This window comes from Rathayibacter tritici, from assembly GCF_002932875.1.
GTDB lineage: Bacteria > Actinomycetota > Actinomycetes > Actinomycetales > Microbacteriaceae > Rathayibacter > Rathayibacter tritici.
This window is the reverse complement of the sequence record NZ_PSWS01000066.1, coordinates 21,709-34,558: the sequence shown is the minus strand read 5'-3', so window position 1 is coordinate 34,558 and position 12,850 is coordinate 21,709. Positions and strand designations below refer to the sequence as shown.

Sequence of the window (12,850 nt, the reverse complement as noted above, 5' to 3'; positions counted from 1 at the left end):
GAGGAGGGGGGCCTGCGCGTGCCCGGCCGACGATTCGCCGGTGTCGCCCCGAGCCGGTCGCCCGGGGCGCGGGTAGGCTGTTCCCCCGTGACGGACGCACCGCTGGGCATCTTCGACTCCGGAGTCGGCGGGCTCACCGTCGCCCGCTCCGTGATCGATCAGTTGCAGAACGAGTCGATCGTCTACCTCGGCGACACCGCGCACTCGCCCTACGGCCCCAAGCCGCTCGCCGACGTCCGCGCCTACGCCCTCGACACGCTCGACACGCTGGTCGATCAGGGGGCGAAGCTGTTGGTCATCGCCTGCAACACCGCCTCCGCCGCGATGATGCGCGACGCGCGCGAGCGCTACACGCTGGGCCGTGGCATCCCCGTGATCGAGGTCATCCAGCCCGCCGTGCGCAGCGCCGTGCGCGACACCCGCAACCGCCGCGTCGGCGTGATCGGGACGGTCGGCACCATCCGCTCCCGCGCCTACGACGACGCCTTCGTCGCCGCCCCCGACCTGCAGCTGTTCACCGCCGCCTGCCCGAGATTCGTCGAGTTCGTCGAGGCGGGAGTCACCTGGAGTGACGAGCTGCTCGCCGTCGCAGAGGAGTACCTCGCGCCGCTGAAGGCCGCGGGAGTCGACACCCTCGTCCTCGGCTGCACCCACTACCCACTGCTCCGCGGCGCGATCGCCTACGTGATGGGGCCCGACGTCCGGCTCGTCTCGAGCGCCGAGGAGACCGCGCTCGACGTCTACCGCACGCTCGTGGCGCACGGCCTGCAGCGCACCTCGGCCGAGCTGCCCGCATACCGGTGGGAGGAGACGGGGTCGAGTGACTTCGTCCGCCTCGCCCGCCGCTTCCTCGGCCCGGAGGTCTCGAGCGTCCATCTCGTCGAGACCGGCACCATCAACCTGCGCGAGCTCGACCGGGCCGCGCTCCCGCACGATCGAGGGAGACCCGAGTGAGCGACAGCACCGCATCGAAGGCCACGCGCAAGGACGGGCGCGCGCCCGACGAGCTGCGCACCGTGACGATCGAGCGCGGCTGGAGCACCCAGGCCGAGGGCTCGGCGCTGATCTCGTTCGGGAACACGAAGGTGCTCTGCACCGCCTCCTTCACCTCCGGTGTGCCGCGCTGGCTGCAGGGCAAGGGCAAGGGCTGGGTCACCGCGGAGTACGCGATGCTGCCCCGCTCCACCAACTCTCGGATGGATCGCGAGTCCGTCAAGGGCAAGGTCGGTGGGCGCACCCACGAGATCTCGCGGCTGATCGGCCGGAGCCTGCGCGCCGTGGTCGACACGAAGGCGCTTGGCGAGAACACCCTCGTCCTCGACTGCGACGTCCTCCAGGCCGACGGGGGCACCCGCACCGCGGCGATCACCGGCGCTTACGTGGCGATGGCTGATGCGATCGAGTGGGCCCGCGGCAAGAAGTACGTGGGGCAGAAGGCGCAGCCGCTGATCGACAGCCTCTCGGCGGTGTCCGTCGGCATCATCGACGGTGTGCCCATGCTCGATCTGGCCTACGTCGAGGACGTCCGCGCCGAGACCGACATGAACGTCGTCGTCACCGGCCGTGGCCTGTTCGTCGAGGTGCAGGGCACCGCCGAGGGGGCCCCGTTCGACCGCCGCGAACTCGACGCGCTGCTCGATCTCGCTGTCGCCGGTGCCTCCGATCTCGCGCGCATTCAGGCCGAGGCGCTCGCCGCGGAGCCCGGCGCATGAGCCTGGACGTCGTCCTCGCTACGCACAACGCGGGCAAGGTGGAGGAGTTCCGCGCGATGCTGGCCGGCGCCCTCCCCGGAGTGGGCGTCCGCGCCTACGACGGTCCCGAACCGGTCGAAGACGGTGTGAGCTTCGCGGAGAACGCGCTGATCAAGGCGCGCGCGGCGGCGGCGCACACCGGCCTCGTCGCGCTGGCGGACGACTCCGGGATCTGCGTCGACGTGCTCGGCGGCGCCCCCGGCATCTTCTCGGCCCGCTGGTCGGGGCGCGCGCACGACGCGAGTGCCAATCTTCAGCTCCTCCTGGCGCAGCTGCACGATGTGAAGGCCGAGCACCGCGGCGCGCACTTCAGCTGCACCATCGCGCTCGTCGTGCCCGATTCGGTGCTCCCCGGGGGACGGGAAACGGTGGTCGAGGGTCGCTGGGACGGAGTGATCGCGACGGCTCCCCGCGGCACGAACGGCCACGGCTACGATCCGGTCTTCGTCCCGGAGGCGGGTGCGCTCACCGCCGCCGAACTCGCTCCCGAGCAGAAGAACGCCCGCAGCCACCGCGCCCGCGCCTTCAGGGCCCTGCGCCCCGAACTAACCCCTCTCTCCACCCGCCTCTAACGCCCTGACTCCCGCCGCGAGATGCCACTTGGGTAGGCCTCCGTCGGCGTGTCGCCTACCGAAGTGGCATCTCGCGGGAGCGGAGCTCAGGGCTTCGGGTGCTCGTCGAGGGTGTCGGCGTCGAGGACGTAGGCGGCCGCCTCGGTCGCGTCGGTCTCGGGGTCGATGGCCGATGCGGCTCTGCGCCGCTGCAGGAAGAAGTGGCCGAGCGCGGGCACCAGCGCGAGCGCGACCGCGCCGATCAGGATCACGTCGATGTAGTGCGAGACGAAGTCGGCGACCGGCGGGATGAAGGCGAGCAGCCAGCCGACCAGGGTCACACCGCTGCCCCAGATCAGGGCGCCGATCAGGTTGTAGACGCTGTACTTGCGGTAATTCATGTGCGCCACGCCCGCCGCGATCGGCGCGAAAGTACGCACGACCGGCACGAAGCGCGCGAGGATCACGGCCAGGCCGCCGAAGCGCTCGAAGAACGCGTTGGTCCGCTTCACATTCTCGATGCTGAAGAAGCCCGACTCCTTGCGCTCGAAGATGCGCGGGCCGGCCTTGTGCCCGATCAGGTAGCCGACCTCTCCGCCGACGAAGGCCGAGAAGCCGATGGCGAGGCAGATCAGCCAGATCGGGACGCCGAGGCCGCCCTTGGACGCATTCTCGTGCGCTAACAGGCCCGTGATGATCAGCAGCGTGTCGCCCGGGAAGAGGAAGCCGATCAGCAGCCCGGTCTCGGCGAAGACGATGAGGCAGACCACGAGCACGCCCCAGGGGCCGAAGGAGGTCAGGATCGTCTCCGGATCGAGCCAGGGGACGAGGGCGGCGTGGTTCAACGGATCTCCAGTCGACAGGTGCCGGTGGCCGGTGGGCGGTCACGCGAGCGCGCTCAGCGTACCGGCCGATCCCGTGCGGAAGGAGGGACTCGAACCCTCACGCCTCTCGGCACAGGAACCTAAATCCTGCGTGTCTGCCATTCCACCACTCCCGCGTGCGGGCTCCAGTGTAGGAGAGAGGTCGCAGCGCCTCAGCCGCGAGGGGCGGTCGGCGGCAGAGAGCGCGGGATCCCGCGGGCAAGAACACCGGCCCGCCGAGTTCGAGCACGCCCATCGCGACGGCGGCGAAGGGGAGTGACACCAGGGCCGTGAGGGCCGAGACCACGATCGGAGCGGCGGCGTTCCCTGCGTCACCCGTGAATCGGAACGCGCCGAGGAACGGAGCCGGATCGGCGGCGAGCAGCGAGGCGGCGAGCGCCAGGTGTCCCAACCCCGACCCGATCATCGAGGGGATCGCGGTGGCGGCCCGGCCGAAGCGGTCCATCAGCTGCCCGCCGAAGAAGAACAGGGCGAAGTCGAGGGCGCCAGCGATGCCGACGATGATCGCGATGCCAGTGTCGGCGAGCCCGATGCTCACCGCCCAGAGCGGAAGGATCAGCGTGCGGCTTGCCCGCAGCGCCCCGATCACGGCAGCACCGGAGCCCATCCACGCGAGGACCCCGCGGTGCTCGCGCTGCGCCCGCCGCAGCACCGTCGCCGGGTCCGGCACCAGCAGCAGCACCACGACGGCCGCGACGCAGCAGAGGAGGTGCACCCAGAACACCGACTCGACGGATCCGGTGAGGTGTATCGCTCCCGCCGAGAGGAATGGCCCGATCAGCCACCGCGCCCGCGCGCTGAGCGCACTCGCGGGGGCGTTCAGGGCTGACCCCGCCACGAGGCCGGCCAGTGCTAGCGTCGCGCCGAGGTCGCCGGCGGCGGCCGGCAGCAGCGGGATGATCGCGCCCTCGCCGATCGAGAACAGCAGGGTGGGCAGGAAGGTCGACAGCAGCAGCGGCCCCACGGGAAGGGGAGCGAAGCGGTGCTGGTCACCGTCCTCAGCGTACGCCCGAGCCTCAGGGCGGCCGCCGGCCCCCGGTAGTCTGGGCTCACCATGCTGGACAACGATTTCACCGAGCACATCACTGCTCTCCGCTCCACTTTCGCCGACATCCGCGCCGTCATCGATGTGGAGGGCCTGCGCTCGAAGATCGCCGAGCTGAGCGAGCAGGCGGGCGTCCCCGACCTCTGGGACGACACGGCCAACGCGCAGAAAGTGACGAGCGCGCTCAGCCACCGTCAGTCCGAGCTCGCGCGGATCACCGCGATCGACCGGCGCCTGGACGACCTCGAGGTGCTCGTCGAGATGGCGAACGAGGCGGAGGATGCGGAATCCGAGCAGGAGGCGATCGCCGAGCTCGCGTCGCTCCAGAAGGTCATGGGCGAGCTCGAGGTGCAGACCCTGCTCGACGGCGAGTACGACGACCGCCCGGCCGTCGTCACCATCCGCGCGGGAGCGGGCGGCGTGGACGCCTCCGACTTCGCCGAGATGCTCATGCGGATGTATCTGCGCTGGGCCGAGAAGCACAAGTACGCCGCGACCGTGATGGACGCCAGCTATGCGGAGGAGGCGGGCATCAAGTCGGCCACCTTCCAGATCGACGCGCCGTACGCCTTCGGCACGCTCTCGGTCGAGGCCGGCACCCACCGCCTGGTGCGGATGAGCCCCTTCGGTGCCGCAGGCAAGCGCCAGACTTCCTTCGCTGCCGTCGAGGTCATCCCGCTCATGGAGGAGACCGAGGCGATCGAGATCCCGGACAACGACATTCGCGTCGACGTCTTCCGCTCCTCCGGCCCTGGCGGCCAGTCGGTGAACACCACCGACTCCGCCGTGCGCCTCACCCACCTACCCACCGGCACCGTGGTGTCGATGCAGAACGAGAAGAGCCAGATCCAGAACCGCGCGGCGGCGATGCGCGTGCTCCAGTCGCGGTTGCTGCTGTTGCAGAAGGAGCAGGAGGCGGCCACCAAGAAGGAGCTGGCCGGCACCATCACCGCGAGCTGGGGCGACCAGATGCGCAGCTACGTGCTCGCTCCCTACCAGATGGTCAAGGATCTGCGCACTGACCACGAAGTCGGCAACCCCTCGCACGTGTTCGACGGGGACCTCGACGGCTTCATCGCCGCGGGGATTCGCTGGCGCAAATCGGCGTAGCGCGCCACGTGCGCGTCTGCATCGACGCGCCGCACGCGCTCTCGGCGGACTCTTCGGGATCGTCGCTTACCCTCGTACCGACATGATTCGCTTCGACAACGTCTCCAAGCAGTATCGGGGCGGCACGAGACCCGCCCTCAACGCCATCGATCTCGAGATCCTCCGGGGCGAGTTCGTCTTCCTCGTCGGCGCCTCCGGCTCCGGCAAGTCCAGCTGCCTCCGCCTGATCCTCAAGGAGGAGCGCCCCTCCACCGGGTCGATCCACGTGCTCGGGCAGAACCTCGGCAAGATTTCGAGCCGCAAGGTGCCCTACTTCCGCCGCAACATGGGCGTGGTGTTCCAGGACTTCCGGCTTCTGCCCAACAAGTCCGTCTTCGACAATGTCGCGTTCAGCCTCCAGGTGATCGGCAAGTCCAAGGGCTACATCCAGGAGGCCGTCCCCGACACGCTCAAAATGGTCGGCCTCGCCGGCAAGGCGTCGCGTCTGCCGCACGAGCTCTCCGGCGGTGAGCAGCAGCGCGTGGCGATCGCCCGCGCCGTCGTCAACAAGCCGGCGGTCCTCCTGGCCGATGAGCCCACCGGAAACCTCGACCCCACCACGAGCGCCGGCATCATGGCGCTCCTCGAGCGGATCAACGCCGGCGGCACCACCGTGATCATGGCCACCCACGAGGCCGGCATCGTCGATCAGATGAAGCGCCGCGTGATCGAGCTCTCGGCCGGCAGCATCGTCCGCGACGAGAGCAAGGGTGGCTACGGTCAGACCGAGAGCATCACGGTCGTCCACGACGGCGTCGTGGTCGTGGCGGCCGACGACCACGCGGTCCCCGAGCACCCGTCGCCCCCGGCGATCATCGACAGCGAGCTCGCGCCTACCGAGGTCCCCGAGCTCGACCTGCGTCAGGAGGCGCCCGTCGCGGCGCCGGAGCCGGCCTACCTCTCGCAGACCGCCGCGCAGCCCCGCGTCCCCGAGGGTCGCCGCTCAGCCGCCGTCCCGGCAGAGCCCGAGCACGAGCCGGAGCCCGCTCAGGAGAGCCCGACCACTGCCCGCGTGGTCGAGCTGCAGAGCCAGACCGGTCCGATCTTCCTCCCCGCCGACACCGGCGCCCTGCCCGAGGAGTCACTGGCCGCGCGCCTGGGCCTCCGCGCACACGCGGGCGAGGGCGACGAGACCGGCGACGACCAGCAGAACGTAGGACCCGTCAAGTGAGATTCGCACTGATCTGGTCGGAGGTCGCGAGCGGCCTCCGTCGCAACATTTCCATGGTCGTTTCGGTGATTCTGGTGACCTTCATCTCCCTCACCTTCGTCGGCACGGCGATCCTGCTGCAGATGCAGATCGGCCAGATGAAGAACTTCTGGTACGACAAGGCACAGGTCGCGGTCTATCTGTGCACCGCTACCTCGGGCGGCTCGAACTGCAGCGGCTCCGACGCCACCCAGGAGCAGATCGACTCGGTGCAGAGCCAGCTCGAGGGACCGACACTCGCCCCGTACATCGACCGTTCCTACTTCGAGAACCACGACCAGGCCTACGCGAACTTCCAGCAGCAGTTCGCGGGCAATCCGGTCGCGGAATACGTCACTCCCGACCTGCTCAACCAGACGTTCTGGGTGAACCTGAAGGACCCGACCCAGTCGGAGGTGATCGTCGAGAGCCTCTCCAGCGTCTCCGGAGTCGAGAGCGTCACCGATCAGCGGCGGTACCTCGACCAGATCTTCTCGATCCTCAATGCGGCCAGCTACACCGCGATCGGCATCGCGGTGCTGATGCTTGTCGCGGCCGTGCTGCTCATCGCCACCACGATCCGCCTCTCGGCGTTCTCGCGGAGACGGGAGCTGGGCATTATGCGGCTCGTGGGGGCCTCGAACCGATTCATCCAAACCCCGTTCATCCTCGAGGGGGTCTTCGCCGCACTGGTCGGTTCGGTCCTCGCGGGGGTCGCGGTGGTCGGGATCGTGCAGTTCTTCGTGCAGGGCTTCCTCGCGTACCGGATCCCGCTCACCTCATTCGTGGGTCTGGACGATGCGCTCGTCGTCGTGCCGATCCTGATCGTGGTCGGGATCATCCTGGCTGCCGTCTCGGCGAACGTGGCGATCGCGCGGTATCTGCGGGTCTGATCCGCCTCGGGACGTATACTGGTGGGCTGTCCCGTTCGGGGCGGCCCACCGGTGCATCACCCCGATGATGCCCGCCCCACTTCATCCGCTCGCGACCCGAGGAGCAGCCGTGCCCAGAGAACAGGGACAGAAGGTCGTCGCAACCAACCGCAAGGCGCGGCACGACTACCTCATCGAGGACACCTACGAGGCAGGCCTCGTGCTCACCGGCACCGAGGTGAAGTCTCTCCGGGCCGGCCGCGCCTCGCTGGTCGACGGCTACGCGTTCGTCGACGGGGGAGAGGCCTGGCTCGACGCCGTGCACATCAACGAGTGGGCGCAGGGCACCTGGACGAACCATCCGCCGCGCCGCAAGCGCAAGTTGCTGCTGCACAAGGCGCAGATCCTCAAGATCCACAACAAGGTGAAGGAGGGCGGGTACACGCTGATCCCGCTCTCGCTCTACTTCAGTGACGGCAAGGCCAAGGTCGAGCTGGCCGTGGCCAAGGGCAAGAAGGACTACGACAAGCGCCAGGTGCTCCGCGAGCGCCAGGACCGCCGCGAGGCGGATCGCGCGATGGCGACCCGCCGCCGCCTCGGCGACTAGGGGCGCCGTCCGGACGATGTCCGACGGGTGTGGCGCAAGCCTCTCCGTTGCGCCTGTCTCTTTGAGACACTGGATTTCGTGTGTCCTCCCGAAATCAGTGCCCCCGCCGCCCTGAGCGCAGCCGACGAGAAGACCCGCTGGCGCGCCTTCGCGGTCAGCGTCGGCGTGGCGGCGATCACGATCCTCGACCTCTCGAAGGTCAACGTCGGCCTGCCGTCGATCGAGCGCTCGCTCGGCGCGGACGCCAGCCAGCTGCAGCTGATCGTCGCGGGCTACGCGCTCGCCTTCGGCCTGGCCCTCGTGCCGGCCGGTCGGCTCGGTGATATCCGCTCGCGGCGGCTCCTGTTCCTGATCGGGTTGAGCGCGTTCACCATCACGAGCCTGCTCTGCGCGGTCGCCCCCTCGATCGAGATGCTCGTCGTGGCGCGCTTTCTGCAGGGCGTCGCCGCGGGCATCCAGATGCCGCAGGTGCTCGGGCTGGTGCAGCAGATGTTCACCGGGGCCGAGCGCGCCCGGGCCTTCGGGGTCTTCGGCGCGACTATCGGCCTCTCGACCGCTTTCGGCCCGACGCTCGGCGGTCTCCTGATCGCGATCGGCGGTGAGCAGGACGGCTGGCGCCTGCTCTTCTGGATGAACATCCCGCTGGGGATCGCGGCCCTCGTCTTCGCGTGGAAGCTCATCCCGACGAAGCGCTCGGCGCCGGAAGGCGACAGGTCTCTGGATCCGATCGGGCTGCTCCTGCTCGCGGTCGCGATCTTTGCGTTCATGCTGCCGTTCCTTCTCACGACCGGCTCCTCGAGCGACTCGCCGTTCCGCTGGTTCTGGCTGGTTCTCGCCGCGGTGGCCGCTGCCGTCTTCGTGCGCTGGGAGTCGCACTACGCGGCGTCGGGGCGGACGCCGGTCATCGACTTCCGGATCTTCCGGACCAGCTCGTATCGGAACGGCATCCTGGTCGCGACCTCCTACTTCGCCGCGATCCCGGCGACCTTCCTCCTCACGACGCTCTTCCTGCAGCAGGGGCTCGGGCTCGAGCCAGTGTTCGCGGGCATGGTGAGTATCCCGTTCGCGCTGACCTCGGCGGTGACCGCCTGGTACGGCGGCAAGCTGGTGCAGCGCTACGGACGTGCACTGGTGGTGCTGGGCATTGTGCTGGTGGTCATCGGATTCACGCTGGTGCTGCTCGCCGCCGAGCTCCTACCGGCCGAGACCGCGGCCTACGGCATGGGCGCCGCCATGCTGGTCGCGGGAGCCGGCGGCGGTTTCGTGGTGTCGCCGAATCAGACGCTCACTCTCGCCGAGATCCCGCCAGCGCAGGGCGGCGTCGCCGGCTCCGTCGGCCAGCTCGGCCAGCGGGTAGGCACTGCGGTCGGCACCGCCTGCGCCTCGGCCGTCTTCTTCGCGACGCTGGCCAGTGAGCAGGGGATGGCCGAGGGCCTGGACCGGTACCACGACGCCTTCCGCAACGGCTACATCGTCACGCTCGGACTGATCGCCCTCGCCCTGGTACTCGGTCTGATCGATCTGCGCCGGCTCCGGGTGAGCGCCCGCGGAGCTGAGGTAGACTGAACTCGTAACTCCACAGTGTGCGACGAACGACCCACTCCAGTGGCCCTCCGGCCGCCGAGTGCTCGCGGGGATGATCGGTTTCGACATTGCCTGCGAAACTGCGAGAAGCGGGTCGAGGATCCAGGGTTATCTCGTTAACGATCTCTGGAAAACACAGGTGCCGAACAGAAGCGCACCGACTTCGCTCTCGCTGCCTAAGCCAGAGTAGATAGTCCGTCAGCCCGTGGGTGCGTCCTCGCCCCGGATCCTGGCGTCATTAAGAGGACTTGCTGCGTCGTTACGCCTGAGGGCGACGCGGGACTCGAACTCGGGCTGGGCCCGTCGACCGATGCGCCGGTGGTAACGGTCGGGGCCGAGCAGAACGCTCTCATCGGCTACACCCGTAGAAGGCGCAGAATCACAGCGATGGACGGGGGTTCGATTCCCCCCATCTCCACCATCGGTCGTCGTCGCACATTGGGAGTTGTGGTCCGTCCCGCCTACGAAGGGCGCACGTCGAGCTGCCGGACCCTGCCGTAGAGCGTGAGCAGCGCGAGGCGGTCGTCGTCATCGTGCACGGGGGCGAGGGCCAGCGGGGGTGCCCAGGCGCGGTAGAAGGTGCCCGGAGCGAGGACGGCTACGGCGGCCCCCGCCGGGTAGGGCGCACGGCGATCCACCGCCAGTTCGGCGAAGGCATCGGGCAGGTGCTGGTGCAGCACATCGAGCAGTGGGCGCAGCCGTGTGGCACGCGCGTCGTCCACGGTGAGAGTCACGGCGTTCATCGCTGCGAGTGCGGCCACCAGGTGCTCGGCGGCGGTGTCGTCGTCACAGCGCTCCGTGACCAGCAGCGAGACGACTCCGCGCGGCTTCAGCCAGCCGAGGGTCGCCGCCTCGGCGTCCCCATGCACCGAGACGACCCGGTCGGAGGTGCGGGTGTAGTCGCGGAGGAGCCGCGACCACACGTGGCTCGTCCCGTCGGCCAGGGCGTCCGCCGCTGCGAGTAGCGCGCGCTGCCGGTCGAGCCGCGGCAACAGGCTGTCCGCGGGGCCCCAGTGCCGCTCGGCCGTGCGAGAGCGCTCGAGGGGGTCCTGGTCGTGCTGGTCCTGCATGTCGACTCCTGAGCCGCCGGTGTCTGCGCCCCGTTGCGCCACCGGTCGTCCCTCAGAGTGCACTCGCGCAGGTCGCCTGTCAATCTGCTGAACGGCTACCCAGGCAGGCCGGGTGAGCGCGCGGAGCCGAAGAGGCTGCCGGTGGTGGAGTCGTGGTCCGGGTCGAAGACGGCGCAGACGATGCTGCGGTCGCCGTGGCGCCAGCCGACCTCGGACGGGACCATCGAGCGGTACTCCAGAGCGGAGTCGCCGTAGGCGATGCCGATCACCGCACCGAACTCGGGCTCGCAGCTCGCATCGGCCTGCGCGAGCAGGGTGGTGCGGCTGGTATAGCGCTCGCCCGGCTGCGCGAACGAGTGGAAAATCTCGAGCGCGTGCTCCTCGGAGCACGGGACGACGTCGACGTCAGCGATCCGGTTGTCGCCGGGGTCGTCGAGGCAGTCGCCGCGTCGGAGGGAGAACACGTCGGTGACACCGGCCACGGTCACCGTCCCGCCCTCGTCGCGGACCGCCTCCGGACCGTCGGGGCCGACGACCGAGGAGCAGCCGGACAGGAGCAGGAGGAGCGCCGCACCGGCAAGTGCCGCCGTCCGACTCCTCATCGCCGCGCCACGATCGCGAGCACCGCGTCGTGCAGCAGACCGTTGGTCGCGACGGCGCTGCCGTGCCACGGACCGTCCTCGCCGTCGGCGGAGCTGAAGCGCCCACCCGCCTCCTGCACGATCGGCACCAGGGCGGCGAGGTCGTAGGGCTTCACGTCGAACTCGCCCGCACCGTCGAGGAGGCCCTCGGCGACGAGCATGTAGGGCCACGCGTCTCCATAGGCCCGATCCCGCCAGACGGCTCCGGCGAGTTCGAGCAGCTGCGGGAGCCGGCCCGCGCCGTCCCACTGCTGGATGCTGTTGTAGCTGAAGGTCGCGGAGGAGAGGGAATCGATGCCCGAGACGTGGAGCGGGCGCGGCTCGACGTCGGCGCCCAGCTCGACGGCCCACGCCCCGGAGCCCTTTGCGGCCCACCAGCGCGTGCCGAGAGCGGGAGCGGAGACCACGCCGACCACGGGGACGCCGTCGACCGCGAGCGCGATCAGGGTCGCCCAGATCGGCACGCCGCGCAGGAAGTGGGCCGTGCCGTCGATGGGGTCGAGGATCCACTGCCGCGAGGCTTCGCCCGAGGTACCGAACTCCTCGCCGAGGATCGCATCGGCCGGACGTTCGGCCGCGAGGAGCGAGCGAATCGCCTCCTCGACGGCTCGGTCGGCGTCGGTGACGGGGGTGCGGTCGAGTTTGGTGTCCACGACGAGGTCGAGAGCGCCGAACCGGTCCCGCGAGATGGCATCCGCGGCGTCCGCGAGGCGGAGGGCGAGGCGGAGGTCGTCATCGAAGCTCGGGTCAGCGCTCTGCGGGGTCACACGCCCACGATACCGGTGGGCCCGCCGCTCACGAGGGGCCCCGAGGCTCTCGATTTGACGGGACGGGGGGACTCGCTGGTAGTGTGATCCCTCGGTTCGGCACGCACGATCAGCCGACCGGAACGCACCTCTAGCTCAATCGGCAGAGCAACTGACTCTTAATCAGTGGGTTCTCGGTTCAAGTCCGAGGGGGTGCACGATCAGCCCTGATATTACGCGGAGACGCGGGTATCGGGCCTTCGTCGTTTTGGGGCTGACGGCAGTGGTGACGGCAACGGGGGCGTCTGGCGCGCTGGATATCGAAGGACGGCCGCATTCTTGACGGTAGCCTCGGCGCTGTGAGGGACGAGGTCGCGACGATTGCCAGGATCCGCGGACGCGTGTCCCCTGAGGCGATCGCCACTGTTGAGCTAGCCCGGCGGCTCGGCGGCCTCTTCGTCTTGTACGAGGTCGCGGACAGTGATCCGCAGTACGACCTGCGCTACCGGTGCTCGGGCTCCGCCACTTCGCAGAGCCCGCGGCTGTGGCGGAGAGTGAGCATGCCGCTGCTTACCGAGAGCGGCCGTCGGTGCTGGGTGTCGCTCGACCGCGACTTCGCCGATGACGCCAAGGCCGTGAGGGCGGTGGGCGGTGACGAGGTCGCGGTCGAGGTGCCCGCATCGTGGCGAAGGCGCTATGCCGTACTGGGCCAGGAGTTCGATGCCTAAGGAGTCCCCCCAGGTCCCTTCGACTGGGACAGC

The 12,850-nt window shown here is 69.4% G+C and carries 13 protein-coding genes, 2 tRNA genes and 1 other RNA gene; 11 read left to right on the top strand and 5 right to left on the bottom strand.

What is annotated here, in order from left to right:
• The first annotated feature begins 87 nt into the window (after window positions 1-87).
• The 3 genes from murI to rdgB are packed head-to-tail and all read left to right on the top strand — an operon-like array spanning window position 88 to window position 2,323.
• Window positions 88-954: a glutamate racemase gene (murI, locus tag C5D07_RS13365; RefSeq protein WP_068252112.1), complete on the top strand. Its 867-nt coding sequence runs from the start codon at window positions 88-90 to the stop codon at window positions 952-954.
• Entirely contained in the window at window positions 951-1,712 is a 762-nt protein-coding gene (gene rph, locus C5D07_RS13360) for a ribonuclease PH (RefSeq protein WP_068252114.1), read from the top strand. Before murI ends, rph begins: the two co-directional genes overlap by 4 nt.
• Complete coding sequence (gene rdgB, locus C5D07_RS13355) at window positions 1,709-2,323, top strand: RdgB/HAM1 family non-canonical purine NTP pyrophosphatase (protein WP_104259542.1); 615 nt, start codon at window positions 1,709-1,711, stop codon at window positions 2,321-2,323. Before rph ends, rdgB begins: the two co-directional genes overlap by 4 nt.
• Window positions 2,324-2,409: 86 nt before the next feature.
• Here rdgB and C5D07_RS13350 read toward each other — a convergent pair whose 3' ends face one another.
• Entirely contained in the window at window positions 2,410-3,147 is a 738-nt protein-coding gene (locus C5D07_RS13350) for a DedA family protein (protein WP_104259541.1), read from the bottom strand.
• A gap of 74 nt (window positions 3,148-3,221) precedes the next feature.
• Window positions 3,222-3,302 (bottom strand) — tRNA-Leu (locus C5D07_RS13345).
• Window positions 3,303-4,240: 938 nt separating this feature from the next.
• Between C5D07_RS13345 and prfB the strand changes: the two genes are divergently transcribed.
• The 6 genes from prfB (at window position 4,241) to ssrA (ending at window position 10,053) form a co-directional block, all read left to right on the top strand.
• The gene (gene prfB / locus C5D07_RS13335) at window positions 4,241-5,341 is read left to right on the top strand and encodes a peptide chain release factor 2 (RefSeq protein WP_104259540.1); all 1,101 of its coding nucleotides are present in this window, start codon (window positions 4,241-4,243) and stop codon (window positions 5,339-5,341) included.
• A gap of 82 nt (window positions 5,342-5,423) precedes the next feature.
• Window positions 5,424-6,551, top strand: coding sequence for a cell division ATP-binding protein FtsE (gene ftsE, locus C5D07_RS13330; RefSeq protein ID WP_068252124.1), 1,128 nt, complete (start codon window positions 5,424-5,426; stop codon window positions 6,549-6,551).
• The gene (gene ftsX / locus C5D07_RS13325) at window positions 6,548-7,462 is read left to right on the top strand and encodes a permease-like cell division protein FtsX (protein ID WP_068252127.1); all 915 of its coding nucleotides are present in this window, start codon (window positions 6,548-6,550) and stop codon (window positions 7,460-7,462) included. The genes ftsE and ftsX overlap by 4 nt, the downstream gene beginning before the upstream one ends.
• A 109-nt stretch (window positions 7,463-7,571) precedes the next feature.
• Entirely contained in the window at window positions 7,572-8,048 is a 477-nt protein-coding gene (smpB, locus tag C5D07_RS13320; RefSeq protein ID WP_068252130.1) for an SsrA-binding protein SmpB, read from the top strand.
• Between the two features lie 78 nt (window positions 8,049-8,126).
• The gene (locus tag C5D07_RS13315) at window positions 8,127-9,614 is read left to right on the top strand and encodes an MFS transporter (protein ID WP_104259539.1); all 1,488 of its coding nucleotides are present in this window, start codon (window positions 8,127-8,129) and stop codon (window positions 9,612-9,614) included.
• Between the two features lie 66 nt (window positions 9,615-9,680).
• Window positions 9,681-10,053: a transfer-messenger RNA gene (gene ssrA / locus C5D07_RS13310) on the top strand.
• A gap of 40 nt (window positions 10,054-10,093) precedes the next feature.
• Here ssrA and C5D07_RS13305 read toward each other — a convergent pair.
• From C5D07_RS13305 to C5D07_RS13295, 3 genes are all read right to left on the bottom strand, one after another.
• Window positions 10,094-10,702, bottom strand: a complete 609-nt coding sequence (locus tag C5D07_RS13305; protein WP_104259538.1) for a hypothetical protein — start codon at window positions 10,700-10,702, stop codon at window positions 10,094-10,096.
• Between the two features lie 95 nt (window positions 10,703-10,797).
• Window positions 10,798-11,304: a septum formation family protein gene (locus C5D07_RS13300; RefSeq protein ID WP_104259537.1), complete on the bottom strand. Its 507-nt coding sequence runs from the start codon at window positions 11,302-11,304 to the stop codon at window positions 10,798-10,800.
• Complete coding sequence (locus C5D07_RS13295; protein WP_068252139.1) at window positions 11,301-12,110, bottom strand: inositol monophosphatase family protein; 810 nt, start codon at window positions 12,108-12,110, stop codon at window positions 11,301-11,303. The genes C5D07_RS13300 and C5D07_RS13295 overlap by 4 nt, the downstream gene beginning before the upstream one ends.
• Window positions 12,111-12,234: 124 nt before the next feature.
• Between C5D07_RS13295 and C5D07_RS13290 the strand changes: the two genes are divergently transcribed.
• Together C5D07_RS13290 and C5D07_RS13285 are read left to right on the top strand one after the other, a co-directional pair.
• A tRNA-Lys gene (locus tag C5D07_RS13290) sits at window positions 12,235-12,307 on the top strand.
• A gap of 141 nt (window positions 12,308-12,448) precedes the next feature.
• A complete protein-coding gene (locus C5D07_RS13285; protein ID WP_104259536.1) occupies window positions 12,449-12,817 on the top strand; it encodes a hypothetical protein in 369 nt (122 codons plus the stop codon).
• Window positions 12,818-12,850 lie beyond the last annotated feature (33 nt).

Excerpts from the sequence above, each read along its gene's own strand:
- C5D07_RS13300 (WP_104259537.1), bottom strand. The coding sequence starts at position 11,304 with ATGAGGAGTCGGACGGCGGCACTTGCCGGTGCGGCGCTCCTCCTGCTC.
- ftsE (WP_068252124.1), top strand. The coding sequence starts at position 5,424 with ATGATTCGCTTCGACAACGTCTCCAAGCAGTATCGGGGCGGCACGAGA.
- prfB (WP_104259540.1), top strand. The coding sequence starts at position 4,241 with ATGCTGGACAACGATTTCACCGAGCACATCACTGCTCTCCGCTCCACT.
- C5D07_RS13305 (WP_104259538.1), bottom strand. The coding sequence starts at position 10,702 with ATGCAGGACCAGCACGACCAGGACCCCCTCGAGCGCTCTCGCACGGCC.
- rdgB (WP_104259542.1), top strand. The coding sequence starts at position 1,709 with ATGAGCCTGGACGTCGTCCTCGCTACGCACAACGCGGGCAAGGTGGAG.